The organism is Rhizobium sp. M10 (genome assembly GCF_002531955.1).
GTDB lineage: Bacteria > Pseudomonadota > Alphaproteobacteria > Rhizobiales > Rhizobiaceae > Rhizobium > Rhizobium etli_C.
The window spans coordinates 1-25,838 of sequence record NZ_NWTA01000012.1 but is presented as its reverse complement, the minus strand read 5'-3'; the positions used below and the strand labels follow the sequence as shown (position 1 = coordinate 25,838).

Genomic DNA, 25,838 nt, shown 5'->3' with positions numbered 1-25,838 from the left:
GAGCCAGGATCATGAGCGACCAGATCTGGATCGACGTCTGCGGTATTGACGACATCGATGAGGAAGACGTCATTCGCTTCGACCACGGCGGCAGGACCTATGCCGTCTACCACAGCCCCGACGGAAAATTCTTCGCGACCGATGGCCTGTGCACCCATGAGCGCATCGCGCTCGCTGACGGGCTTGTCATGGGCGACATCATCGAATGTCCCAAACACAATGGCCGGTTCAATTATCGCACCGGCAAGGCGCTGAGCGGTCCTGTCTGCGAAAACCTGGCGATCTATGCCGTTCGGTTGGACGGCGACCGCCTGCAGATGGCGATTTCCTGATGCCGGCGCGCGGCATGGTCATCGTCGGCGCGGGCGAAGCCGGTTGCCGGGCGGCTGTGGCCTTGCGGGAGAAAGATTATGAGGGAACCGTGACCTTGATCAACGGCGAACGTCATATGCCCTATGAGCGTCCGCCGCTCTCGAAGGGTTCGCCGGGTCGCGCAGCGACCACGATCATCACCGAGGCCGAACTCGCCGCTCTTCGGATCGATCATCTGTCGTCGACCACTGCGGCCGCTATCGACCGGTCAAGCAGGGAAGTCGCTCTTCAGGACGGCAGGCGCGTGCCCTATGAAAAGCTGTTGCTGGCCACAGGGGCGAGCCCGCGATCCCTGACAGGCGTGGCCGCGCATGACCGGATCATGACGGTTCGGACGCTGGATGATGCGGATCGTTTCCATGGTCGCATAAGGCCCGGCATCAGGGTGGCAATGGTCGGGGCCGGCTTTATCGGCCTGGAGCTTGCTGCCGTGGCACGGCAACAAGATGCCGATGTCATCGTGATCGAGGCGCAGCCGCGAATCCTTATGCGCGGCGTGCCATCCTGTATCGGTGAGGTGCTTGCCGCCCGCCATTCCGAGGCAGGTGTCGTCATCGAGACTGGCTCCGTCATCCTGGGCATACATGCCGGCGACGAGGCCGCCACGATCGAGCTTGCCGGCAGCAAAGCGGTGAAGGCTGACCTCGTTGTGGTCGGGATCGGTGCGACTCCAAACACTGAACTTGCCCATGCTTGCGGGCTGGCATGCCACGACGGCATTCAAGTCGACCTCAATTTGCAGACAGGTGACGCCAATATCTTTGCGGCCGGTGACTGCTGCAGCTTTCCAGCAGCACTATTCGGCGACCGGCGCATTCGCATCGAAAGCTGGCGGAGTGCACGGGAACAGGGGGAGCATGCCGCTATTGCCATGCTGGGAAGTCGCGAGCCCTTCGTCAACGTCCCTTGGTTTTGGTCCGATCAGTATGAACTCGGACTGCAGGTGGTTGGGCTCACCCGCAACGACGGCACCTCCATTGTCAGAACAATGAACGACGGCGCCGTGATCGTCTTCCAACTCGCGCCGGACGGAACCATGGTCTTCGCCGGCGGAATCGCGCGCGGCACAAGCATCGCCAGGGACATAAAGATTGCCGAAGCGATGATCCGAAACCGAGTTTCGCCTGACCCTGTCTGCCTCGCCGATGCAGACATCAAACTGAAAACGCTCCTCGCCCCCAAGGTCGCCATGTCATGAACAACCGAAAACGGCTAACGGTTGCCGACCTGCGCACCCTGAAAGGCAAGCGCCAGCTGTCGATGCTTCGCGTCGAAAGCCTGGAAGAAGCGGCCGCTGCGGAGCAGGCCGGCATCGACATGATCTCCGTGCCGCCGCCTCTGCTCGATCAGCCGAGCTTCAAGGACGCAGCCCCAACGATCTTCTGCGTGACGAGCCTGAGCTACGGCCTCTTCGCTACGCCCAAGGAATATCTTCACGCAGCCTTCGCCGCGCGTCGTGCTGGGGCCGACGCCGTCTACTGTGCTGCCAGCACGCGGATCATTCGACGGCTGGCCGAAGAAGGAATTCCTGTCTGCGGCCACGCCGGATTGATCCCGGCAAAAGCGACCTGGACAGGCGGCTTCAAGGCCGTGGGAAAGAGCTTGGAGACGGCAGTGCGCGTCTATGATGACGTACGCCACTTGGAAGCGGCAGGTGCCGTCATGGTGGAGCTCGAAGTCGTCCCCGCAGCCGTTGCCGCGGAAATCACGAAAAGAACATCGCTCATCGTCATGTCGATGGGCGCCGGTGCCGGCTGCGACGGCCAATATCTTTTCGCCACCGATGTGTTGGGGTCCAACAGAGGTCATTACCCCCGGCACTCGAAAACCTATCGCAACTTCGCCGCCGAATTCGACCGTCTGCAGAATGAACGTGTCAACGCATTCCGCGAATTTTCCGCCGACATAGCGAGTGGCGCCTACCCCGAAGACAGGCATGTCGTTGGCGTAGACGGGACGATCTTAGCCGAACTCATCAACGCTCTTGAGAACCACCATCTTCGCGCCAACCGTAAAGAGGCCGATTGAATAGAACATGGGCGAGATCGAAAGGTGCGTCATCAAAAGCACGGATGAACGCAGGCAATCATCCTCCCTTGCAGACCACGAGTTTTCCGGGAAATATTTCGGGATGGGCAGGATAAGCGCAACCTGAGGGAGCATTTCTGCGGCAATGGAACTAACCGCCTCGGCCGGCGTTCGACGAACTTCTGGGTTTGAAGCAGAGGGGAATTCCTTTGAGCGAGCTGCAACGTGAGTTCCTCCTGCAAAGAGAGTTTCTGCCGGGACTCCAGGAGGATGAACGCCTCGAGCCACATGCGCCGCCGTCGGCGGTCTGTCCCGGAAACCTCGAAACGTTACTGCAGCCTTGCCCATTGGTGGTCGATCTGGACGGCACCCTCGTACGATCCGATCTGCTGATCGAAACCGCTTTCTCCGAACTCGCTCGACGCCCTCACTCTGCTGTGGATCTCGTCAAGGCCCTGTTCGGCGGAAAAGCCTGTCTGAAGCACCGTCTTTCGCAACCAGTGGATTTCGATCCGGCTCTCCTTCCGTATGACGAGGAGGTCTTGAAGGTGATCCGGGCCGCAAAGGAGGAGGGACGACCTATCTATCTCGCGTCAGCGAGCCATGAGCGTCTCGTTTCCGCAGTTGCCGAACATCTCGGCCTTTTCGACGGTTGGTTTGCAACCAGCGAAACAACGAACTGCGCTGCCGATGTCAAAGCGGAACAACTCGTCGCCGCTTTCGGAAAAAGCGGGTTCGACTATATTGGCAACGATGTGGCCGATCTTCCTGTCTGGCGCCATGCCGCAAAATCCTATGCCATACGGACATCGCCCGCGGTCGCGCAAAAACTCAGCCGACAGTGCGCCAACGTCCAACATCTTCCGTGTGAAAAGGCGACCTGGCGCACTTGGGCGCGGCTGTTGCGTGTGCATCAGTATGTCAAGAACGGGCTGGTCTTTGTCCCGCTTGTGATAAATCAGCTCTTCGATGTCGACAGCATGGTCAGCGCCGGTCTGGCTTTCCTCGCCTTCTCACTCTGTGCTTCCGGCGTCTATATCCTCAATGATCTGGTGGATCTCCAGGACGACCGCGGCCATCGCACGAAATGCCGCAGGCCTCTTGCTTGCGGTGACATCCCGCTTTCGGACGCCATTGCCGTCATCCCAATCCTGCTTCTCCTATCGCTCATGGTTGCCGTCATGGTGACGCCAGGGTTCGTTCTTGTGTTGGCGGGATATTTTGCATTGACCACCGCCTATTCGTTTTTCTTCAAGCGCAAGATGATCCTGGATGTCGTGGCCCTCGCGTCTCTCTATACCACGCGGGTGATCGGAGGGGCCGCAGCCCTCTCGGTTTGGCCATCGCCTTGGCTCCTGGCTTTCATGATGAGCTGGTTCCTCTCGCTCGCTTTGGTCAAACGGTACACCGAGTTGATCGGACGTCGCGCCGCGCGCCTGCCGGACTCCAAGGGCCGGGACTACAGGAAGGCCGACATCGGCATGGTGGGTGCCTTGGCAGCGGGGGCGGGGATGAATGCGCTGACGCTGTTTGCCCTCTATGCCGCGAGCGACAACGCACAGGACATCTATGCCCGGCCGGGAATGCTGTGGCTCGCGGGGCCGGTCCTCGCCTGCTGGATCGCGCGCATCCTCATGCTCGCCCATCGGGGGCAGATGCATGATGATCCGGTGGTCTTCGCTATCAGGGACAAGGTCAGTCTCGCCACGCTGGGGGCTGCCAGCCTGTTCGTCGTTGCCGCGATGTGAGGTGGTCATGATGGGCTCGCAGTTCCAGCAGCGAAGCACTCCCACCGGCGTCGCGCTCCGCTATGTCGCCTTCGCGATGCTCTCCACCGCCGCCAATTTCTTGGTCCAGGCGATCGTTCTCCAAATAGCGCCGTGGCCGGGCCTGATGCCATCGATCCTCGCGGGCACCGCCGCCGGCTTCGCCCTGAAATATGTTCTCGACAAAAATTGGATCTTCTTCGACCGCTACTCCTCGCATGGCGACGAGATGTCGAAGGTTGCGCTGTACGGCTTGTTCAGCGTGCTGACGACGCTCATATTCTGGGGGTTCGAAATTGCCTTCTGGACACTCTGGAAGACGGAACTTGCCAAATACACCGGCGGAGCGATCGGCTTGGCGATCGGCTATGTCTCGAAATACGCTCTCGACCGAAAGTTCGTCTTCAAGCCAAGGGAGGCGTGACGGACGATGGAGGGCTGGGGACGTTATCCGCGTCATGAGAGCGAGGTGTTGAACTGCCGGTTTCCGGAGGCCCTGAGCGGGATTGCAGCATCGCACCCAGGTTTGATCGCTCGCGGCAATGGCCGCTCCTATGGTGACGCTGCGATCGGCGAGCATTCCACCTTGATGTGTGGTGGATTGAACCGGATGAAAAGGTTCGATGCTACCGATCGCGTCCTCACCGTAGAGGGGGGCGTCATGCTTTCCGACGTCCTGCGTTCGCTGGTGCCCCGCGGCTATTTTCCGCCGGTGGTTCCGGGCACGAAGTTCGTCACGATCGGCGGAATGGTCGCATCAGACGTTCACGGCAAGAACCATCATTGCCATGGTGGATTCGGCGATCACGTCGACGAACTGAAGTTGGTGACCGCCAGCGGCGAGATCCTCACCTGTAGCCGCTCGCAGAATACGGAGCTTTTTTCAGCGACTATCGGCGGGATGGGCCTGACAGGCATCATTGCCGAAGCAAGCTTTCGCTTGAGGCCGATCGAGACCGGTTGGATCACCCAGAAGACGACCGTAGCCGAGAATCTCGGCGAAGCATTGAGGGCGCTGCGGCAATCGGAGGACGCGACCTATTCGGTGGCTTGGATCGATTGCCTGTCGAAAGGCGCTTCTCTCGGACGGTCGCTGATTTTTGCGGGCGAGCACGCAACACAGGATCAGGTCGGTGAGACGCCGAAGGCCGATCGCTTTCCTTCGCCCTCCAGCGCGGCCCTTTTCCTGCCGCTCGATATGCCGGGTTGGCTCCTGAACAGGGCGAGCGTTGCCGCCTTCAATGAGCTCTATTTCCGGTCCGGTATTCGCAAGTCTGCCAAATCCTTGTTGGTCCATTGGGATAATTACTTCTTCCCTCTCGACCGCATCCTTCAATGGAACAGACTTTACGGCAAACGAGGCTTTCTCCAGCATCAATGCGTGGTGCCGGATGCTGACGCGCTCCAGGTTCTCGCGAGCATCCTCGACCGTTTTGCGCACTCGGGCAAAGGTTCATTTCTTGCCGTTCTCAAACGGCTGCGAGGCAGTGCAGGTCTGCTCTCCTTTGCTGCGCCGGGCTATACGCTCGCGCTCGACCTGCCGGCCACGCAAGAGGTGTTGCGGCTGCTCGACGAAATCGACGAGCTGGTTGTCAAGGCAGGGGGGCGCCTCTATCTCGCCAAGGATGCGCGCCAGTCCCGCCTTACCTTCGAATCCGGCTACCCCAGACTGGACGCGTTCAAAGAGCTGCGAAGAGCAACCGGGGCCGATCGTCGCTTCAATTCCCGCTTGGCAAAAAGGCTCGGCATATGAAGGGGACCGGCAAGACACTGCTCATGATCGGCGCGACCTCGGATATTGGTCGGGCGACGGCAATTGTGTATGCCGAGGCAGGCTGGGCCATTCATTTGGCAGGACGGACGCGCGCGGCCGTTCAACGTGAAGCCGACGACATCGCCGCTCGGACTGGAGCAGCGGTCAGCGTTCATGAGCTCGATATCCTGCAGACTACGCGCTTCGAGGCCTTCCTCGGCGCCGTATCGCCCTTGCCCGACACGGTGGTCTGCGTCGTCGGCGAACTGGGTGAGCAGTCGCGGGCTGAACAAGAGCTCGAATATGCCGCCATGGTCATGCGGACCAACTTCGAGGGTCCGGCTTTGCTTCTTGGTCTTCTGGCCGAGCGTTTCGCGGCGCGCGGATCGGGCACGATCGTGGGGACAAGCTCTGTCGCCGGCGATCGCGGACGAGCGTCGAACTATGTCTATGGCGCCGCCAAAGCTGGCCTGACCGCCTTCTTGTCCGGCTTGAGGAACAGGTTGTCCCGGTCCGGCGTGCGCGTGCTGACCGTGAAGCCCGGCTTCGTTCGCACGCGGATGACGGATGGGATGAAGCTTCCGCCGCTTCTCACGGCCGAACCGCAGGAGGTGGCGCAAAAGATTTTCGCGGCCGCCGAGGACGGGAGCCGCAGTGACGTCGTCTACGTCAGAGCGGTCTGGCGTCCGCTGATGACGGTAATCCGGTCAATCCCAGAGTCCATCTTCAAGAGGTTGCGGCTGTGACGGAACCCACCAATCAGGCCGCCTACGCCATCGGAGCGAGAGGTAGTGCCCACAGGCGACCTGCGGCCTGGATACGGCGATTGCTGTCGGCGGAACTCGCGATCATCGTCGTCGCCTTGGCCTGTGCGGCCATGCTGGCACTGCCGGGCAGGACCATCAATGCCGCTTTCATCAATGACGTGCTGATCTTTATCGACGGTGCGCATCGCATCGCCTTTGGTCAGGTGCCGAACCGCGATTTCCACACGGCGCTCGGGCCACTCGTATTTTACATTCCGGCTGCGGGATATCTTCTGTCAGGAAATTTCGGAGCTGCCATACCACTTGGGATGGCGATCGTCCTCGTCGCTTTCATCCCCGCGATGATCCGCATTCTTGCGTCGCGCCTCGCACCTTCGTTGGCTGCCGCACTCGGCATATTCCTTGTTCTCATTCTCGCGGCTCCGATCAATCTCGGCAGTTCGATCTGGTATCCTTCCTTCGCGATGTTCTATAACCGCATCGGTTGGGTCGCTCTCGGCCTGTTGTTGGTTATGTATCTGGCGCCGCAGTCGCCAAACAGGCGCAATAATATTGCCGATGCTCTCGCGGCCGCCTTTCTTCTGCTTGTCTCGTTCTATACGAAGGTGACCTACGGCCTTGCCGGAACCGGTCTGATCCTGATCATTCTATCGGATCGGCAACAACGCCGCTGGGGCGTGACAGCCCTGCTGCTGACAGGACTGGCGATGGTCGCCATCGAGTTCTTCTGGCGCGGAACTGCCCAGCACATCGAGGATCTGCGGGCGGCGGCGCGCGTCAGCGGCGGTCATGATGTCGGCAGCATTCTGAAAAATCTGCGCGAAAATATGTCCGATCTCGCCGTGTTCGCGGCCGTCGCTTCGCTCGCCGCCTGGCAAAGCCGCAGCTTGAAAGATCTTGTCTTCTGTGGCTTTTGCATCGGCGCCGGTGTGGCGCTCATCAATCAGAACGCCCACAGCTGGGGCATCATCACGCTCTATTGCGGGGCCACCGTACTGGCGCAGAAGACGGCCCGGCTTCAACCGGACAATGAAGGCGGACGAGCAGGACGCTTGGCTCGTGCTGCCGGCGCCCTGCCGCTGATCGTTATCTTGTTCCTGTTGCCTCCGATCGTGCAGCACAGCGCGGCCGTCGCCCTGCATACGGCTCTCGCGACCGAGAAGGCGGGTCAGTCTCTCGGGCTGCCGCGATTTGACGATGTCCGGGAAGTCGATCCACCGGGCGGGGAGCCCGATTTCATAAGGCGCTACCTCGATGGCATCGTCAGCGGCGGCGCGCTGCTTCAATCTCTGCCGGTTCCAGCCGAACGGGTTTTCGTTCTCGATTTTGCAAACCCGTTTTCGGCCGGATTCGGCATTCGCCCGCCCGCCGGCGACACCGCCTGGCTTCACTGGAACCGCAACATCAACGAAAGATCCTACATCCCGCCGGAGGTGCTCTTTGCCGACGTCAAAATCGTCATGGTGCCCAAAACAGGCATCAACAGCCTGCCGTTGCAGGAGCTGTATGGCCCGTTCCTTTCGGCGAATTTCGATGTGGTGCGGAAGACATCCGAATGGACGATTTATCAGTGGCGCCCAGGCAAAGGCGCGAAGTGAGGCACGGTGACGCAAGCATCGACGTCGATACGGGAGAAAGGTACAGCGCGACCGGCCGTTCGGTTGAACTGGTGGCGTGCCATTGTCCCCTGCATCGGATTGTTTCTTGCCGGACTCCTCGCACTGCCGGGCGCAACGGTCACAACCAAATACGTCAACGATCTATTCGTTTTTCTGGATGGCGCACATCGGATCGCGGCTGGACAGGTGCCGAACGTTGATTTCCACACACCTCTCGGGCCGCTGACATTCTATATCCCGGCTGTCGGCTACACTCTGTCCGGTAGCATGGGTGCGGCAATGCCAGTGGGACTGTCCCTGCTGATCCTCTTATTTTCGCTCGTCGCCGCCGAAATCGTCGGCAGCCGAATGCATTGGCCGCTCGGGCTGCTGCTGGCAAGCTGTCTGCTTCTGGTGCTTGCGGTACCTGCAAACCCGGGCGAGCGGATCGGGGAGCTCAGCTTTGCCATGTTTTACAACCGGATCGGCTGGGCGTCACTCGGCTTGCTGCTGGTCATGTACCTGTGCCGCTTGCCTGGCGCCACCAGCGGCAAAGGCGCGGACGCAGCATGCGCCAGCTTCCTCGTGCTGCTGATGCTTTACACCAAGATCACCTATGGTGTCGTGGGCCTTGCTTTTCTGGTGTTCATGCTTTTTGACCGTCGCCAGACCGGCTGGGTGGCGCTCGCGTTTGGGATCGTCGCCGCTAGCATCCTGGCGATTGAGATGGTCTGGGGCGGAGGGGTCAACTACCTCCTCGACATCAGTCTTGCCGGGAAGAACAGCGGTGGCCTCCCGACGATGACGGCGATCGGTCACGTGGTACGGAATAATTTCGCCGACCTTCTTGCTTACCTGGCTGTCGCCGTCGTCCTTCTCATCCTGACACCAACCTATCGGCATCTGCTCTTTGTCGGCTTCTGCATGACATCAGGAATCCTCCTGATCGAGCAGAACTTCCAATTCTTTGGGATTCTGACGCTGGGTGCGAGCGCTGCCGTGCTCTCGGAAAGTCTCTTTCGCGCCGAGCTTCGCTCTCGGTATGCAAGAGCGCGGATCGCCCTGCCGCTGCTCGTAGCATTTCTGCTCATGCCGGCTGCGGTCGGCAATGCTGCGTCGCTTGCCATTCATGCCTATTATTCGGCCGGCGGACGAGGCGAAGCTGTTCCGCTGCCTGCCTTTTCCGGGGTTCGGCTTGTTGAGATGTGGAGTGCCGGCCAATTCGAATATTTCCAACGTTACAACCGTACACTTGCCGACGCCTCGGCCGCCCTTTCCCAATTGGATGCCGGGTCTAAGCGTGTTGCCGTTCTGGATTTCGTTAATCCGTTTTCTGCCGGCCTCCGTCTCACGCCGCCGGCCGGAGATAGCGTCTGGTATCATTGGGGACGCACTCTTGGGCCTGAGTATCATCCAGCCGCGAAAGAGATGTTCGCCGACGTGGACCTGATCCTCGACCCGAAGTGGCCCATAGAAATCTGGACCGGAGACGGCATGCGGGACATCTATGCGCACTATATAGCCCGACACTATGACCTCGTGCGGGAGACCGCCGATTGGCGCATCTACCGCAGAAACCCCTCCTGAGCTGGAGCAGATCGTCTTCCGAATTCTGAAATGACGAGACCAGCGAGCACCAGCACGAGCGCCCACGCGTATACAGATCCTGCCGTCAGCTGGTCAGGCGGGGAGCGCCGAAGTAAGCGGGCGGCACTGAAAAGCGTTGGGCTACGTTTTCCTGGCTTGTTAGTCGGTCCGCTTCGCCGGCCTCACGGCGCAATGGGATCGATGCTGATCTCCTCCAACCAGATCGGTGGCTACACGTTAGCTGCCGCTTTCAAGAAATGGCCGTTCCGGTCTTTGCAAAGGCCGGAACGGCTGTACTCGCTCAACAGCTAATGAAGCGCACCGTCCCCTGCGGCCCAATTTGGATACCGACTGGCGAAGACAGGGGTCGGCGCCATGGTGCGCGCGAAGCGAACGTAACGCTCACTCGTGCGTATCTCCTTCAAAATGCAATACCCCGCCGACCGGATTATATTGCTGCCCATCGAACTGGTAAAGCTGGAGTGCCTCGATCGGAAAGACGTCGGACCCCTCCTTGGTTGTCACCTTGATGCCGTCGAAAAGCAGCGGGCTCTGCCAGCCGTCCATATTGTGGACGACCTTCATCAGTTCCTCGCGGGTCGGCTCCTTTAGCTTTTCAAGTGACTGGATGAGCGCATCGCCGATCGAATAACCGGTTTGGCCGATCGTGTTGGCGAAGACAAAGTTCACTTTGGCCGACTTGATGGCATCGAGGTATCGGTTGATGCCCTCGTCACTGGACTTCTGGTCGCTAATGATCGGCTTCAGGAAGTCTGAGGTGATGATACCCTTGGCATTTTCCAGGCCAACGGACTGAAGGACCGGATACGAAGACGAAAGATTTGTGACCAGGGTCAACGGCTTCCAGCCGCTTTCGGATTGGAAGCGGATGGCCTCGCCGCCCTGGCGAGGCGCGGCGATGATGACGAGCGTGTCGGCGCCGGAGGCCTTCAGCGTATTGAGCTGGGTTTCCACAGTGGGGTCTTGTGATGTCACTGGTTGACGTTCGACCACTCTAATCGCCGAACCCTCGATCGCGCGGTCGAATGCCTTCATGAATGTCTGGCCTGTTTCCGTGTTCAGATACAGGAACGCGACCTTGGCGTCGGGCTTGTTCATCGCGAGATATTCGGCAAACGCGTCCGCTTCCGTCGAGAAGGACGGCACGAACCCAACTTCCCACTCCGGAGCGTTCAGGGAAATAACCCCGGAGTACATGAAGACGTTCGGCACCTTCTTCTGAGTGATGTAGCGTCCGATCGCGAGATTGTTCGGGGTGGCAGCCGTGCCGACCAAGGCGAAGACCTTGTCCTTTTCCACCATCTTGCGGACATTCGCCAATGTGCGCTGCGGATCAAGGCCATCGTCCTCGATGACGAGTTCGATCTTGCGTGTCTTGCCGTCGCCCATCTTGACGCCGCCTTCGGCGTTGGCCTGTTCGACACGCGCCCTAATGCCCTCGGCGACGCCGCCGACGACCGCGACAGGACCGGTCAAAGGTCCGGTCACGCCGACCTTGATCGTGTCATCTGTGATGCCTGGCGAAGGTTCCGCGGCGCTAGCGTGAGAAGCGACGAGCAACCCGGCCGCGGCCAGCTGCATCGTACATCCCTTCAGTATAGAGATCAGTCTCATTTCAATTCCTCCCAGTTCGATGGCGGGCTTTCAGCCAGCCGACCTCCGAAAAATCACCGAAAGCCATTTTTCGATGAAGCCAGTCACCCCGTTGCGTGCGACCATCATGATGAGGATCAGCGCGAGGCCGTAAATCAGATTGCCGAGGCTCAGGTTGATGTCCGATGCCCAACTCGGAACGAACACCATGAACAGGCCGCCGACGAAGGCGCCGACGATGCTGGTGACGCCGCCAACAATGCTGCCAATCACGATGTTGATCGACAGGATCGCCAGGAAAGACTCCGGGCTGATGAAGCCGCTGACGATCGCGAACACGCCACCGCCCAGTCCCGCGAGCGCCGAGCTGATCGCGAACGCCCAGAGTCGGCTGCGCGTCAGGTTCACGCCAAGCGCCTGGGCAATCTGAGGGTTGTCGCGCTGTGCCCTCAGAGCGCGACCGGCGTCGCCGAACAGCATTCGGGAGACGAGCAATGCACCGACGCCGGCACAGGCGAGCGAGATCAGGTAAAGCCAAAGCTCCGGAACATCCGCCATGAAATCAGGCGTCTCGGGAGCGTCGACGGGAAGCCCGGATACGCCGCCGGTCAGGCTTCCCATCTTGAGGAGCAACTGCGGGAATGCCGCCGCGATACCGAAGGTGACGATGGCCAACTGCAGACCTTGAAGCCTGAGCGCCGGAAGGCCGATCACCAGGCCGACTGCGGCGGCGACCGCAGCCGCGGCCGGTAGCGTGGCCAGCGAAGAAATGCCGTAGGTCGCGTTTAGGATGGCGGTAACATAGGCGCCAACGCCGAACAGCGTTCCTTGGGCGAGGCAAATCTGCCCGGCATATCCCATCAGAAGGTTCAGACCGAGGATCGCAATTGTATAGGCGATCGCTATGGCCACTTGCTGGAGTGCGTAGGCCGGGGCGAAGACCGGGATCGATACCGCGACGATTGCGAAGACACCAAGCTTGATCGCGGTTGAGAGGGAAATGTCTCTCATAGTTTTGTCACCTTGTAGGAGCCGAACAGGCCGACGGGCTTCACGAGCAGGATGGTCAACGTCAGCGCGATCGGGACCGCGATACGCATGTCGGCTCCGATGAACGGGAGGTAGCTTGCCCCCAGGCTTTCGGCGACACCGACCGCGAGACCGCCGACGATGGCGCCGAGCGGACTATCCCAGCCACCGAGCGTTGCAGCCGCCAGGGCATAGAACAGGATCGGTGTCATCATCGTCGGGCTAAGGAATAGGCGGGGCGCAATCAGGATCGCGGCGAGTGCCCCGATGACGGCGGCGAAGCCCCAGCCGAGCATCAGCATTCTTTCGACATCGACACCAACGAGAACGCTGCGTGTACGATCGAAGGCAGCTGCGCGCATCGACAGGCCGAGCTTGGTGAAGCGGAAGACAAAACCCATCGCCAAGGCAATCGCCAGGAGGATTGCCAGTGTCCCGACGGCAGAGGCAAGCACGCGGACGTCGCCGATACTAAAGCCGCCACCTGGAAAAAGGCTTGGGAAGGAGAGCTGTTCCGCCCCCCAAATCCACATGCAGGCGGCCTGGAATAGCACGAGGATGCCTAGCGTGATGACGACGGTCGCTTCCACGGGAGCGTCCATCATCGGTCGGATGATCAGGCGGAATGTCACGATCCCGATGGCGAATGCCGCCACGAGGCTCGCGAGAACGGCGAGCCAGAGCGGCACGCCCCACTGCATCAGTTGCCAGGCGCCATAGGCCGAGAACGTCGCCATCTCGCCCTGGCCGAAATTGACGACATTCGTCGCCCTGAAAATCAGGACGAGCGCCAGCGCCAGCGCCGCGTAGATGGCGCCCGTGGTCAAGCCGCTGACGACGAGCTGGAAGAAAAAACTCATCAGGCGACTCCCAGATATGATTTCTTGATGTCTTCGTTGCCGATCAGATCGCTTGCCGCACCGCTCGCGACGATCTGGCCAGCTTCGATGACAAAGGCCCTGTCGGCGTATTGAAGGGTAATGTCGACGTTCTGTTCGACCACGAGCAAAGTCATGCCGGCCTCTTTGTTCAGGGATTTGAAGATCGCCAGGATTTCCTGCGTGATCGAGGGCGCCAATCCGAGAGATGGTTCATCGCACATCAGCAGTTTCGGTCTGGACATCAGAGCCCGAGCCACGGCGAGCATCTGCTGTTCGCCGCCGCTGAGGTTTCCGGCGAGTTGGTTGCGCCGTTCCCGCAATCTGGGAAACGTCTCGTACCAGCGTTCCTTGTCTTCCCTCACCTGTGAGCGGCTGGCCACGATCGTGGCGCCGAGCGACAGGTTTTCCTCCACGGTAAACTCCGTGAATGTGCCGCGACCTTGCGGTATGTGTGCAACACCGAGGGCAAGGCGCGTCTGGGCGGAGATCTTGTCGAGCGCTTTGCCGGCATAGGAAACCGAGCCCTTGAAGGGCAGGAGGCCAGAGACTGCGCGCAGCAGCGTCGTCTTGCCGGCGCCGTTTGCGCCGAGCAGGGCGACGAACTCGCCTTCGCCGACTGAGAACGAACAGTCAAACAGTGCCCGCGTCTTGCCGTAAAAAACGGACAGATCTTTGATATCCAGGAAGGTCATGCCGCTTTCCCGAGGTAGGCGGCGATCACCGCATCGTTTGACTTGATTTCGGCGGGAGTTCCCTCGGCAAGGTTGCGGCCGAGGTGAAAGACGACGATCCGGTCGCAAAGGCTCATCACCAAACCCATGTGATGCTCGATAAGGAGGATGGAGAGATTGTGTCTGCGCCTTATCCCGTCGACGAGCGCGCCGAATTCGTGGACCTCGCCGTGGGTCAGCCCGCCGGCGGGTTCGTCGAGAAGGAGTATTTTCGGCTCCGCGGCAAGCGCCCGGGCGATTTCCATCCGTTTCTGCAGGGGATAGGGCAGCGAGCCGGCCGCGCGTGCGGCGAGGTTCGCCATGCCGACCTCCTCGAGCACCGCCATTGCCTTTTCACGCGTAGACCGCTCCAGCACTCTTGCGCGGAACGGTGCGAAGATCGCCTTAGCGAAATTTCCGCCAAGCCGGTGATGGGCACCCAACATGACGTTCTCGAGAACCGTCATCGAAGCGTAGATGCCCAGATTCTGAAACGTCCGTGCGACGCCCTTTCCAATCATGTCACGCGTTTCCACGCCTTCGAGCGGCTGGCCGTCGAGCATGATCGATCCAGTTGCGTAATTTACGAGGCGGGTTGCCGCGTTGAGAAAGGTCGATTTTCCGGCGCCGTTCGGCCCGATCAGCCCACAGATTTCGCCCGGCCTTACGGAAAGCGACACGTCTGTCAGCGCTTTCACGCCGCCAAATTGCACGGAAACATCCCGCGCCCGGAGCACCGGGCGCACCTCTTCGATGCTGCTGTCGTTCACTTTATTCCTCCCTCCTGAAGCGGCTTCTCCTCGATCTGTCGATTTCTGTTGTTGACAGCTCACCCCGCTTTGGATACCTATCAGTATCCGAAGACGTTTCGGTATGTCAAGTATCAATCGCACTCGATTGCTTCCCCGAAACGTCCACGTACCGTCCGGCTGGAGACCGTGGCGGCTAGATTGGCGACAGCTCCCCAAGGGGGCATGGGAGGAAATCAATGACGGGATCACACACCGAACTGACGGGCGATAACCTCTACCGGGATCCGTATCCCGTTTACGCGCGTCTGCGGGCAGAGCAGCCAGTGGCCTTCTTCGAGGGAACGAAGGAATATTTCATCACTCGGTTCGACGATTGCCGCACCGTCGGCGGCAACGACAAGGTGTTCGGACCGTCGGGATCGACTGACCGGCCGGAAGCCCGCGTGATGGGCATGCCGAACGTCCTGACGATGTCCGGTGAGGACCATCAATGCCTTCGCGAAGGCATCGATGAGAACCTTACGCAGGAGCGCGTGCGCTCGTTCGTTGAAGGTCTGACGCGCCCGGTCGTGCAGCGCTATATCGACTCCATCAAGAAGAATGGAGAAGCGAACCTCACGGTCGAACTCTTCGAGCCGATCTCGGTGCGCTGCATCGGCGACGTCATCGGCCTGACGGAAACGCCCAACGAGACCCTCGTCGAGTGGTTCCATGCGATGGCGCTCGGCCTGCAGAATGTCGGCAACGACGCGGCAATCTGGAAGCGGCTCGACGATGCGCTTGCCGACATCGACAGGCAGATGGGCGATCTTTACCAAGCCTGCCTCACCAGGCCCAACAATTCGCTTCTGAGCCACGTCATGTACGGAGGCATGCCCAAAGGCGAGGTCCGCAGCTGGGAGGAAATTTCGCCCACCATGCGCGTCATCATCCTCGGCGGCCTGCAGGAGCCGGGCCATGCGGCAGCGAACGCCTGCGCCGGTCTTCTTACAAATGCCGGTCAAGCGAAGGTCATGGCGGAGCAGCCGCAGGAAAACGCCATGCGCGCCTTCGACGAGGGCCTCCGCTGGATCGCTCCGATCGGCGTGACGCCGCGCGTCGCCAAAGAAGATTTCGAGATCGCGGGAACTGTCATTCCGCAAGGAGCATCTGTGGCGATCGTCATGGGCTCCGCCAACCGCGACGCGACCCGCTTCGAAGACGCCGACAGCTTCGACATGTTCCGCAAGAAGAAGCAGCACCTGTCGTTCGGCTTCCGCCCGCATTTCTGCTCCGGCCACTTCCTGTCGAGGGCCATGGGCGAGATCGCACTGGCGGAGGTGTTCCGGCAATTGCCTGAACTCCGGCTCGACCCCTCGCGCGAGATGAAGGGCAAGGGTTGGCGGTTCCGCGGCATTTCCGATCTTCCGGCGAAGTGGAGCGCCTGATGTCGCTCATCATCGACTGCCACGGCCACTTCACGACGGAACCGCCGGAGCATCATGCCTTCCGGACGGCGCAGGTCGCTTATGCGGAAGGCAAATCCTTCGAGCAGCCCATCTATCCGGGCATTCCGGACAAGCAGCTCCATGACATCATCGAAGCGAACCAGTTGAAGATACAGCGCGAGCGCGGTTCGCACGTGACGCTCTTAAGCCCGCGTGCCTCCGGCATGGGCCACCACGTTCCAGGCCTGGCAGTCGCCAAGGAGTGGTCGCGTTTGTCGAACGACAATGTCGGCCGCATCGTCGACATGTTTCCCGACAATTTCGCCGCAGTCTGTCAGCTTCCGCAGACGGTCGAGGGCGACCTTTCCGCTGTCATCGACGAGTTGGAGCGTTGCGTCGGGAACGGCTTCGTCGGCTGCAACCTCAATCCCGATCCCTCAGGCGGACGCTGGAGCGCGCCGCCGATTTACGATCCGTGGTGGGACCCGATGTGGGAGGCCATGGTCGCCCTCCAGGTTCCCGCGATGATCCACGTGTCAAGCTCCTGCGAACGCTGCCTTCACATGACGGGAGCGCACTACATCAACGCGGACACCGCGGTATTCATGCAGCTCATCCAGGGAGATCTGTTCGAACGCCACCCGGAACTCAAGCTGATCATCCCGCACGGCGGCGGCGCTGCCCCGTACCATTGGGGCCGTTACCGCGGACTGTCGATCATGCTCGAAAAGCCCAGCCTCGACACGCATCTGATGAACAACCTGTTCTTCGACACCTGCGTCTACCATCAGGCTGGCATCGATACGCTATTCAACGTCGTCGATGTCAAGAACATCCTTTTCGGCTCGGAGCTGCTCGGCGCGGTCAAGGCGATCGATCCCGAGACCGGGCATCCGTTCGACGACACCAAGAGATACATCGATCAGCTCGGGCTCGACGACGACCAGAGACATGCGGTCTTCGAAGGGAACGCGCGGCGAGTCTACCCGCTGTTGGACAAGAGACTACGCGAGCGCGGCCTTTGAAGCCGCAACTATCAGGGAGAAATCAAATGGCTTCGAGCCAACATCTGAGCCTCGCAGGCGGGGCGCAAGGGTTCAACTGGCTACCGGTCTTCGTCGCCGAAGAACTCGGTATTTTCGCCGAACATGGGCTGTCCATCGAATACAAAAAGATGGGTACCGTCGACAAGGCGACCAGCGCCGTAATGGAGGGGGAAGCAGACCTCGCCATCACGCCGCCGGAAGGCGCGGTCTCCGACTTCGTCAAAGGTGGGGAACTGCGTGTGATCGCTTCGAACTCGAACCGCCTGCCGATGTCGCTCGTCGCCCAGCCTTCGATCAAGTCGATCAAGGATCTCAAGGGCAAGAAGATCGGTACGTCGTCGCTCACCGAAGGCACTGCGATCTACACGCAGATGCTGCTCGCCAAGGATGGGCTGCATTATCCAGGCGACTATGAATTCGAACTCGCCGGCATCCACACCAAGCGCTGGGAAGCACTCCAGGCAGGTGAGATCGACTGCGCGCCGCAGCCGGCACCCTGGAATTTCCTGGCCGAGCGGGACGGCTTTAACCTGATCGGCGAGATCAACGACATCATCCCTGAAATCGTCTTCGCCGCCGTCATCGGCCGCAAGAGCTGGCTGGACGGCAACCGCGACAAGGTTGTCCGCTTCCTGCGGGCGCTCATCGATGCCTATGCGATCACCAACGATCCCGGTCGGGACGATGTCACGCTGCCAATTTTCCAGCGGATCACGACGAAGGAGGATGTCGATCTGGCGTCACATGGGCTTCGCTATATGCGTGACATGGGTATGTGGCCCAGTGACCTGTCCATTCCACAAGCTGCGATGGACACCACCATCGACCTTATGATCCGCGCGAACTTGCTTGACGAAGCCGCCAGACCTCTAGCGGGGGACGTGTTCGATCGCGGTCTCCTCGAAGCTGCATCCAGCTAAGCGATCTGTTGAGGCGCGTTCCATGGTCACACCAGGAGATTTTCGATGAAAGTAATGACAAAGACCCCGCGGACGGACCGCGAAATATGTGAGGCGCTGGGTAAGCTCGGCGTCGCCACGGTTCATGAAGCTCAGGGACGGAAAGGGCTGCTGGCGCCGCACCTGCGTCCGGTAATCGACGGCGCGCGCATCGGTGGAACGGCACTGACCTGCGAGGTTCCGCCCGGCGACAATTGGATGATCCATGTGGCGCTGGAAATGGCCCAACCGGGGGACATCCTGGTTGTCGCACCGACCTCACCATGCACCGACGGCTATTTCGGCGACCTGCTCGCCACCTCCTGCAAGGCGCGAGGGATTCTCGGCCTGGTGACCGACGCCGGCGTCCGCGACGTAGCCGATCTTCGTGCGATGAAGTTTCCGGTATGGGCGAAGGCCATATCAGCCCAGGGCACCGTCAAGGAAACGCTGGCGAACGTGCAGGTGCCAGTGGTCTGTGCCGGCGCCTATATCGAACCGGGTGACGTCATCATCGCCGATGACGACGGGGTCTGCGTGGTCAAGCGCGATGAGGCAGCTCAGGTGCTCGAAAAAGCCCGCAAGCGACAACAGATGGAAGACGAAAAGCGCGGCCTTTACGAGTCGGGCCAACTCAGCCTCGACATCAACAACATGCGTCCGCAGCTCGAAGCGAAGGGCCTGACCTATGAATAGGGCTACTGAATTGCGCATTCCTCGCCGCATCGTCACGGGTATCAGGGACGGGAAGTCGGTGTTTGTCAGCGACGGCCAGACGCCCAACGCCCACGCCTACGATTCTGTGCCGGGACATTTAACGTCGGTTCTTTACGCCACCGCCGCCAAACCCGTCCTCCCGCAAGATCAGGCTGAGCAGGCGCCGCCGCAAATATTGATCACGCCTGAGCCGGGAGCGACGAAACTCATGATCGTCGTCTTCCCGCCGGATTCGGTATTCGCAACCGTCGATCACGCCTCCGCCTTCGCGGAGCAGACAGTCCACATCCCCGGCCTGATCCAGGCTTTCGAGCCTGACGCGCCCGGCATGCACACCACCGACACGGTCGACTATGACATCGTCCTCGACGGCGAGATCTGGCTCGAACTCGACGATGGCGTCGAAACCTTGCTGAAGCAGGGCGACGTCGTGGTCCAGTGCGGCACCCGCCATGCCTGGCGCAATAGGGGCGACAGGCCTGCCACGATGTGCTTCGTCCTCATCGGCGCTGAAAGAAAGTCGTGAGATGACACCGGACAACCTCACCCGATCGTTCGACTGCGTGATCGTCGGCGGCGGACACGGCGGTTCGCAGACCGCCGCCGCACTCAGACAGTCCGGCTTTACGGGAAGCATCGCGCTGATCGGCGCTGAGCCGGAAGTGCCTTACGACCGCCCCTCGCTTTCGAAAGACTATCTGGCGGGCAAGAAGACATTCGACAGGATGCACCTGCGGCCCCAGGATTTCTGGGGCGCGCGTGAGGTGGAATTGTTGCTTGGGCGGCATGTGAGCGCGGTCGATCCCACGGCTCGCACCGTGATGACCGATCGCGGTGAATCTTTCTCCTACGGCCAGCTGGTCTGGGCCGCGGGCGGCGATCCGCGGAAGCTTACCTGCCCCGGCAAAGACCTGGCAGGCGTTTTCTACATCCGCAGCAAGGCGGATTGCGACGCACTGCTCGATGTTCTTCCCGATGCGCAAAGGATCGTGATCATCGGCGGCGGGTACGTCGGCTTGGAAGCGGCCGCAGTGTTCCGGGAGATCGGCAAGGACGTGACCCTTGTCGAGGCCCTTGACCGTGTGCTGGCGCGCGTGGCGGGGGAGCCAGTATCACGCTTTTACGAAAAAGAGCACCGGGCGCGCGGTGTCGACATCCGCCTCAATAGCAATGTCGCCTCTGTGGAGGGCGTGAACGGCCGCGTGTCGAGCGTCGTTCTTGCCTCCGGCGAGGCGATTGCAGCCGACATCGTGGTCGTCGGAATTGGCATCATCCCATCGGTCGATCCGCTAATCGCGGTGGGAGCCAAGGGCGAAAACGGTGTTGATGTCGATCAGTTTTGCCGCACGTCGCTGCCGAACATCTATTGCGTCGGCGACTGCGCCCGCTTGGAAAATGGCCCGGGCATCCGCATCGAATCTGTGCAGAACGCGACCGATCAGGCGACCACCGCTGCCAAGGCGATCTGCGACCAGTTCAAGGAATACGATGCAACGCCGTGGTTCTGGTCCAATCAGTACGATCTGAAAATGCAGACGGTCGGCCTCAATTACGGCTTCGACAGTGTCGTCATGCGAGGAGATCCTGCGTCCCGAAGCTTCAGTCTCATCTATCTGAAGGACGGGGCGGTTCTCGCCCTCGATTGCATCAATTCGCCGCGCGATTACGTGCAGGGGCGAAAGCTTGTCGACAGCGCAGCAAGGATCGATCCCGCCGCTTTGGCGGACACATCGAGACAACTCAAGGAAATTGACCTCGTCACGTCGTAAGGCGGTGCAGGCGTAGGAAAAGTGGAGGAAAAATGGCTACCATATCAGTACGGACCCGAGACGGAGAGCTTCATAGCTTCGACGGACGGATAGGCGCCTCGCTTATGGAGAATATCCGGAATGCTGGGTTTGACGAACTTTTGGCGATGTGCGGCGGCTGTCTGTCCTGCGCCACCTGTCACGTGTATGTAGAGCAGCTTCCCACGAGCGCAAATTTGCCGGTATCCTCGATCGATGAAACCGAGCTGCTCGAGGGATCCGACTACCGCCAGGAGAACTCCCGGCTTTCCTGTCAGCTACCGTTCGACGAGACACTCAGTGGCATCGTGATTGGAATTGCGCCCGAAGACTAGGGTGTGAGGATGGTGCACTTTAATCTACCGAACATCCTGGGCGGCTGGACGACGCCCGGGTAGACCTGACGATCAGGTCTGCTCAAGCTCAAGGACATTTCCCTCGGGATCGCGTGCGTAGGCGATGAGAAATGGCTTTTCCGCCGTCCCGAAATCCGTGATTTCGCCAATCTGCGCGCCACCCGCTCGAGTAATTTCCGACAGCATACTGCCGATATCTGGTGTCTGGAACGACAGGTGACCGAAACCCGGTTCATTCACTCTCGGCTGCTCCCTATCAAACGTGACTTCGTGTTCGTGTATTTCGAGGAACGGACTGTCGAGTTCGGGGAACTTGAGCCAGATCGAGTATATTTCTGAGTTGGCAATCCCATTGCCTCGCGACACTATTTCTCCCGACAAGACCTTGGGTGCCCGAAGGGTAAGCGGTGTCTTCCTGCCACATTGACCAAGCGCGGTAGGCCGTTCCGAAAACTACCGCTGCAACATCAACAGCAACAAAGCGCCAAAAGCAGACCAATACTTTTCCAATTTATTCAGATGCTCTCGATAGGCTCACAAGAAGCTTTCGGAGATCAAAATGGATATAGGTGACTTCAAAACCTATGCACTCGCAGCGGTCCCGATCATCCTTCTCAGCGCTCCGCTCACCTACTGGCAACTCGCAAAAGGCCGTTTCAGAGCAGGCCAGACGTGGCTCATGGTAAAACTGCTGCTCATAGATTTAGCGATGATGGCATTCGGCGGATGCTATTGGGGCGACGTTTGCACCTCCAGCGATTTCGTAAATGGGCTTGCCGCGATGGTAGGGCTTATCGGATTGTTCATCTCTTTCCTGCTCGTACCGGTACTTGGCGGCGGGCTTGCTGGACAAGGATTAGGGTGGGCAGTTTGGCGCATGGCCAACCGATCATGAACGTGACGTCCGCTTCGGGCAAAAAAAGCGGACTTCAGCCGTTTGTCCGCCGCGAATAATTCCAGGGCATCAGCACGTCGATCTTGCTTAGCGAGCCATACGTATGGCCCTCGCATGCGAGCCGATGGGATCCGCAGTCTGCCTGGGGGAGGGTAGTCGCCAGGTAGGCGAGACTCCTCCCTCCTGGAGCGGAGATCAGTTGATTATCGGCAGCAGCTTGTTGATCGAGTCCTTCGCGTCGCCGTAGTACATCCGGGTGTTTTCTTTGTAGAACAGCGGGTTCTCGATGCCGGAGTAACCGGTGCCTTGGCCGCGCTTGGACACAAAGACCTGCTTGGCCTTCCAAACTTCCAGAACCGGCATGCCTGATATCGGCGAATTCGGATCTTCCTGTGCTGCGGGATTGACGATGTCGTTGGAGCCGATGACGATGACGACGTCCGTGTTCGAAAAATCCTCGTTGATTTCGTCCATTTCCAGAACGATGTCGTAGGGCACCTTTGCTTCGGCCAGAAGCACATTCATGTGGCCGGGCAGGCGTCCAGCGACGGGATGAATGGCGAAGCGTACGTCCTTGCCGGTCGCACGTAGCTTGCGGGTGAGCTCGGAGACCGCACCCTGTGCCTGTGCAACCGCCATGCCGTAGCCGGGCACGATGATGACTGAGTCGGCATCGTTAAGCGCGGCGGCAGCGCCTTCGGCGTCGATCGCAACCTGTTCACCCTCGACAGCCATTGCCGGGCCAGAGGCATTGCCGAAACCGCCGAGGATCACCGACAGGAACTGCCGATTCATGGCTTTGCACATGATGTAGGAGAGGATCGCGCCGGAGGAGCCGACGAGTGCACCGGTGACGATCAGAAGATCGTTTCCGAGCAGGAAGCCGGTCGCCGCCGCTGCCCAGCCCGAATAGGAGTTGAGCATGGAAACGACCACCGGCATGTCGGCCCCGCCAATCGCCATGACGAGATGGGCGCCGATGACGAAGGCGATCAGCGTCATCATATAGAGCGTCCATGAGCCCGCGCCGTTCATGTAGAGCAGCATGAGGATGAGGGAGGTGGCGACCATCGCGATGTTGAAGGCATGGCGGCCGGGCAGGATCAGCGCCTTACCGCCGATGCGGCCTGAGAGCTTGCCATAGGCGATAATCGAACCGGTGAAGGTCACAGCACCGATGAAGACCCCGAGGAAGATTTCCACCTCGTGGATGATCTGCTCGGCATGCGCAGTGAATTCATGCGCCGTGATATCGGAGTTGAGGCCGATAAAGACGGCGGCAAGGCCGACGAAGGAGTGAAGGGCCGCCACAAGTTGCGGCATGCCGGTCATTTCGACGCGCCGCGCCATGACCGCCCCGACGACGGCGCCGATCACGAGCATGACGATGAGGACCGCCGAAAGGCCGACGCCTGGCCCGAAGATCGTCGCAATGACGGCGATCGCCATGCCGACGATACCGTACCACACGGCGCGCTTTGCGTTTTCCTGGCCCGAAAGACCGCCCAGCGCGAGGATGAAGAGGACCGAGGCTGCGATATAGGCCGCGGTCTGGATACCGATAGACATTGTCAATTCTCCCTCGACCCGGTCAGGACTTCTGGAACATGTTCAGCATGCGGCGTGTCACCATGAACCCGCCGACGATGTTGATCGTTGCGATCGCCACGGAAATGGCAGCAAGCGCCGTGACCAGCCAACCGCCAGCGGTGATCTGCAGGACCGCTCCAATGATGATGATGCCGGAGATGGCGTTGGTGATTGCCATGAGCGGCGTATGCAGCGAGTGCGACACGCCCCAGATCACCTGGAAGCCAACGAAGCAGGCGAGTGCGAAGACAATGAAATGACCCATGAACACCGGCGGTGCAAAAGCGCCGATGAGGAGCATAAGGAGACCGCCAATGATGAGAAACCCGACCTGGTTTCGCGTCGCAGACCTGAAGCCGGCCGCCTCCGCGGCCTTCTTTTCTTCAGGCGTCAGCTCCTTGGGCTTTTCCTTTGGTTTCTGGGCGGCAATCGCCTGGATCTTTGGCGGTGGCGGCGGATAGGTGATCTCGCCCTTCAAAGCGATCGTCGCACCACGGATCACGTCATCCTCCATGTTGTGGACGATGACGCCATCCTTATTTGGGGTCAGGTCCGTCATCATGTGGCGGATGTTGGTCGAATAGAGCGTCGAAGCCTGTGCGGCCATGCGGCTTGGGAAGTCGGTGTAGCCGATGATGGTGACGCCGTTGTCGGATACGATTTTCTGGTCCGGGACGGTCAGGTCGCAATTGCCGCCGCGCTCGGCGGCAAGGTCGACGATGACCGAACCCGGCTTCATCGTGGCTACCATGTCGGCAAGCCAGAGCTTCGGCGCGTCGCGGCCCGGGATCAGCGCCGTCGTGATGACGATGTCGATGTCAGTCGCGATTTCGCGGAACTTCTTCAGTTGTGCCGCGCGAAACTCGGGCGAGGAGGGCGCGGCATAACCGCCCGCCGCAGCGCCGTCCTGCTGCTGTTCGTCGAAGTCGAGGAAGACGAATTCCGCGCCCATGGATTCGATCTGCTCGGCGACTTCCGGCCGCACGTCGAAAGCATAGGTGATGGCGCCGAGCGAAACGCTGGTGCCGACCGCGGCAAGACCGGCGACGCCCGCGCCGATGACCAGGACCTTGGCCGGCGGGATCTTGCCGGCGGCGGTCACCTGACCGGTAAAGAAGCGGCCGAAATTATTTCCGGCCTCGATCACGGCGCGATAACCAGCAATATTGGCCATGGAGGAGAGGGCGTCCATCTTCTGGGCGCGCGAAATGCGCGGCACCATATCCATGGCGATCACGTTGGCGCCGGTCGATTTCGCCTGGTCCAGCAGGTCCTTGTTCTGTGCCGGATAGAAGAACGAGATCAGCGTCTTGCCGCTCGAAAGCCTCGCCACGTCGCTTGACTCCGGCGGGCGCACTTTGGCGATCACGTCGGCGCTTGCAAAGAGCGTTTCGGCGCTGTCGACAACCGTTACCCCGGCAGCACGGTAGGCATCGTCGGAGAAGCCCGCGGGTTTGCCGGCGCCAGTTTCGATGGCACATTGATATCCGAGTTTCTGAAGCTGTGTGGCGCTGTCAGGCGTCATTGCAACGCGCGCCTCTCCTTCCAGCCTCTCTCGAGGCGACCCTATTAGCACGTATCCCTCCCTTAAAATTTGAAAGTCACTGATCCGACGTGACGCTGGGGTTCGGTCCGGCCGAGGCTAAACCAATGAAAACCTTCGCCGCATTCCGTTCGGAGATTTGCGTCAGTACACCACGACGCCGCGGATGCTTTCACCCTTGTGCATCATCTCGAAGCCCTTGTTGATGTCTTCGAGCGGCATCGTATGGGTGATCATCGGGTCGATCTGGATCTTGCCCTGCATGTACCAGTCGACGATCTTCGGCACGTCGGTTCGCCCACGCGCGCCGCCGAAGGCGGTGCCCATCCAGTTGCGGCCGGTGACCAGTTGGAACGGCCGGGTGGAGATCTCCTGGCCGGCGCCGGCAACCCCGATGATGATCGATTTGCCCCAGCCGCGGTGCGATGCTTCCAGCGCCTGGCGCATCACCTTGGTGTTGCCGGTGCAGTCGAAGGTATAGTCGGCGCCGCCGATCAGGTCGCCATTGCGCTTCGTCATGTTGACGAGATAGGGCACGATGTCGTCGCCGACCTCCTTCGGATTGACGAAATGCGTCATGCCGAACTTTTCGCCCCAGGCCTTGCGGTCAGGGTTGATGTCGACGCCGATGATCATGTCGGCGCCGGCAAGACGCAGGCCCTGCAAGACGTTGAGGCCGATG

At 60.3% G+C, this 25,838-nt stretch carries 26 protein-coding genes; 17 read left to right on the top strand and 9 right to left on the bottom strand.

Annotation, left to right across the window (positions count from 1 at the left end; translation table 11 throughout):
• Window positions 1-11 precede the first annotated feature (11 nt).
• The 9 genes from CO671_RS19745 (at window position 12) to CO671_RS19705 (ending at window position 9,871) form a co-directional block, all read left to right on the top strand.
• Window positions 12-332 (top strand): MocE family 2Fe-2S type ferredoxin, encoded by a 321-nt coding sequence (locus tag CO671_RS19745; RefSeq protein ID WP_097607327.1) that lies wholly within the window; start codon window positions 12-14, stop codon window positions 330-332.
• A complete protein-coding gene (locus CO671_RS19740) occupies window positions 332-1,570 on the top strand; it encodes an FAD-dependent oxidoreductase (RefSeq protein WP_245425004.1) in 1,239 nt (412 codons plus the stop codon). Before CO671_RS19745 ends, CO671_RS19740 begins: the two co-directional genes overlap by 1 nt.
• A complete protein-coding gene (locus CO671_RS19735) occupies window positions 1,567-2,400 on the top strand; it encodes a 3-methyl-2-oxobutanoate hydroxymethyltransferase (RefSeq protein ID WP_097607326.1) in 834 nt (277 codons plus the stop codon). Before CO671_RS19740 ends, CO671_RS19735 begins: the two co-directional genes overlap by 4 nt.
• A gap of 209 nt (window positions 2,401-2,609) precedes the next feature.
• Window positions 2,610-4,148: a UbiA family prenyltransferase gene (locus tag CO671_RS19730; protein ID WP_097607325.1), complete on the top strand. Its 1,539-nt coding sequence runs from the start codon at window positions 2,610-2,612 to the stop codon at window positions 4,146-4,148.
• Window positions 4,149-4,158: 10 nt separating this feature from the next.
• Window positions 4,159-4,590 (top strand): GtrA family protein, encoded by a 432-nt coding sequence (locus CO671_RS19725; RefSeq protein WP_097607478.1) that lies wholly within the window; start codon window positions 4,159-4,161, stop codon window positions 4,588-4,590.
• Window positions 4,591-4,596: 6 nt separating this feature from the next.
• Complete coding sequence (locus CO671_RS19720) at window positions 4,597-5,919, top strand: FAD-binding oxidoreductase (protein ID WP_097607324.1); 1,323 nt, start codon at window positions 4,597-4,599, stop codon at window positions 5,917-5,919.
• Complete coding sequence (locus tag CO671_RS19715; protein WP_097607323.1) at window positions 5,916-6,665, top strand: SDR family oxidoreductase; 750 nt, start codon at window positions 5,916-5,918, stop codon at window positions 6,663-6,665. Before CO671_RS19720 ends, CO671_RS19715 begins: the two co-directional genes overlap by 4 nt.
• Window positions 6,662-8,284 carry a hypothetical protein gene (locus CO671_RS19710; protein ID WP_097607322.1) on the top strand — a complete coding sequence of 541 codons (1,623 nt, stop codon included), beginning with the start codon at window positions 6,662-6,664 and terminating at the stop codon, window positions 8,282-8,284. The genes CO671_RS19715 and CO671_RS19710 overlap by 4 nt, the downstream gene beginning before the upstream one ends.
• 6 nt (window positions 8,285-8,290) lie before the next feature.
• Window positions 8,291-9,871, top strand: coding sequence for a hypothetical protein (locus CO671_RS19705; protein ID WP_097607321.1), 1,581 nt, complete (start codon window positions 8,291-8,293; stop codon window positions 9,869-9,871).
• Between the two features lie 402 nt (window positions 9,872-10,273).
• Here the strand turns inward: CO671_RS19705 and CO671_RS19700 are convergent, their stop codons facing one another.
• From CO671_RS19700 to CO671_RS19680, 5 genes are read right to left on the bottom strand one after another with little or no spacing between them, the layout of a single operon-like run.
• Window positions 10,274-11,506: an ABC transporter substrate-binding protein gene (locus CO671_RS19700; protein ID WP_097607320.1), complete on the bottom strand. Its 1,233-nt coding sequence runs from the start codon at window positions 11,504-11,506 to the stop codon at window positions 10,274-10,276.
• Window positions 11,507-11,536: 30 nt separating this feature from the next.
• Window positions 11,537-12,496 (bottom strand): branched-chain amino acid ABC transporter permease, encoded by a 960-nt coding sequence (locus CO671_RS19695; RefSeq protein ID WP_097607319.1) that lies wholly within the window; start codon window positions 12,494-12,496, stop codon window positions 11,537-11,539.
• On the bottom strand, window positions 12,493-13,374 hold the full coding sequence (locus CO671_RS19690; RefSeq protein WP_097607318.1) for a branched-chain amino acid ABC transporter permease: 882 nt from the start codon (window positions 13,372-13,374) through the stop codon (window positions 12,493-12,495). The genes CO671_RS19695 and CO671_RS19690 overlap by 4 nt, the downstream gene beginning before the upstream one ends.
• Window positions 13,374-14,087, bottom strand: coding sequence for an ABC transporter ATP-binding protein (locus CO671_RS19685; RefSeq protein WP_097607317.1), 714 nt, complete (start codon window positions 14,085-14,087; stop codon window positions 13,374-13,376). Before CO671_RS19685 ends, CO671_RS19690 begins: the two co-directional genes overlap by 1 nt.
• Window positions 14,084-14,875: an ABC transporter ATP-binding protein gene (locus tag CO671_RS19680; RefSeq protein ID WP_097607316.1), complete on the bottom strand. Its 792-nt coding sequence runs from the start codon at window positions 14,873-14,875 to the stop codon at window positions 14,084-14,086. Before CO671_RS19680 ends, CO671_RS19685 begins: the two co-directional genes overlap by 4 nt.
• Window positions 14,876-15,093: 218 nt before the next feature.
• On the opposite strand from CO671_RS19680, the gene CO671_RS19675 reads away from it, so the two are divergent.
• The 7 genes from CO671_RS19675 to CO671_RS19645 are packed head-to-tail and all read left to right on the top strand — an operon-like array spanning window position 15,094 to window position 21,107.
• The gene (locus CO671_RS19675) at window positions 15,094-16,284 is read left to right on the top strand and encodes a cytochrome P450 (RefSeq protein WP_097607315.1); all 1,191 of its coding nucleotides are present in this window, start codon (window positions 15,094-15,096) and stop codon (window positions 16,282-16,284) included.
• Entirely contained in the window at window positions 16,284-17,309 is a 1,026-nt protein-coding gene (locus CO671_RS19670) for an amidohydrolase family protein (protein WP_097607314.1), read from the top strand. The genes CO671_RS19675 and CO671_RS19670 overlap by 1 nt, the downstream gene beginning before the upstream one ends.
• Window positions 17,310-17,335: 26 nt before the next feature.
• Window positions 17,336-18,250, top strand: a complete 915-nt coding sequence (locus tag CO671_RS19665) for an ABC transporter substrate-binding protein (protein WP_097607313.1) — start codon at window positions 17,336-17,338, stop codon at window positions 18,248-18,250.
• 45 nt (window positions 18,251-18,295) lie between these two features.
• A complete protein-coding gene (locus CO671_RS19660; RefSeq protein WP_097607312.1) occupies window positions 18,296-18,964 on the top strand; it encodes a 4-carboxy-4-hydroxy-2-oxoadipate aldolase/oxaloacetate decarboxylase in 669 nt (222 codons plus the stop codon).
• Window positions 18,957-19,511: a cupin domain-containing protein gene (locus CO671_RS19655; RefSeq protein WP_097607311.1), complete on the top strand. Its 555-nt coding sequence runs from the start codon at window positions 18,957-18,959 to the stop codon at window positions 19,509-19,511. The genes CO671_RS19660 and CO671_RS19655 overlap by 8 nt, the downstream gene beginning before the upstream one ends.
• A gap of 1 nt (window position 19,512) precedes the next feature.
• Window positions 19,513-20,754: an FAD-dependent oxidoreductase gene (locus tag CO671_RS19650; RefSeq protein ID WP_097607310.1), complete on the top strand. Its 1,242-nt coding sequence runs from the start codon at window positions 19,513-19,515 to the stop codon at window positions 20,752-20,754.
• Window positions 20,755-20,786: 32 nt separating this feature from the next.
• Window positions 20,787-21,107 carry a 2Fe-2S iron-sulfur cluster-binding protein gene (locus CO671_RS19645; protein WP_074071251.1) on the top strand — a complete coding sequence of 107 codons (321 nt, stop codon included), beginning with the start codon at window positions 20,787-20,789 and terminating at the stop codon, window positions 21,105-21,107.
• Window positions 21,108-21,179: 72 nt separating this feature from the next.
• Here the strand turns inward: CO671_RS19645 and CO671_RS19640 are convergent, their stop codons facing one another.
• Window positions 21,180-21,494, bottom strand: a complete 315-nt coding sequence (locus CO671_RS19640; protein ID WP_010030243.1) for a VOC family protein — start codon at window positions 21,492-21,494, stop codon at window positions 21,180-21,182.
• 193 nt (window positions 21,495-21,687) lie between these two features.
• On the opposite strand from CO671_RS19640, the gene CO671_RS19635 reads away from it, so the two are divergent.
• The gene (locus CO671_RS19635; RefSeq protein WP_010030244.1) at window positions 21,688-22,023 is read left to right on the top strand and encodes a hypothetical protein; all 336 of its coding nucleotides are present in this window, start codon (window positions 21,688-21,690) and stop codon (window positions 22,021-22,023) included.
• A gap of 195 nt (window positions 22,024-22,218) precedes the next feature.
• Here CO671_RS19635 and CO671_RS19630 read toward each other — a convergent pair whose 3' ends face one another.
• The 3 genes from CO671_RS19630 to CO671_RS19620 all read right to left on the bottom strand — a co-directional run.
• Complete coding sequence (locus tag CO671_RS19630; protein ID WP_097607309.1) at window positions 22,219-23,592, bottom strand: NAD(P)(+) transhydrogenase (Re/Si-specific) subunit beta; 1,374 nt, start codon at window positions 23,590-23,592, stop codon at window positions 22,219-22,221.
• Window positions 23,593-23,614: 22 nt separating this feature from the next.
• Window positions 23,615-25,189 (bottom strand): Re/Si-specific NAD(P)(+) transhydrogenase subunit alpha, encoded by a 1,575-nt coding sequence (locus tag CO671_RS19625; RefSeq protein ID WP_097607308.1) that lies wholly within the window; start codon window positions 25,187-25,189, stop codon window positions 23,615-23,617.
• Window positions 25,190-25,300: 111 nt separating this feature from the next.
• On the bottom strand, window positions 25,301-25,838 hold a 538-nt coding region (locus CO671_RS19620), incomplete at its 5' end, for a zinc-binding dehydrogenase (RefSeq protein WP_141514476.1).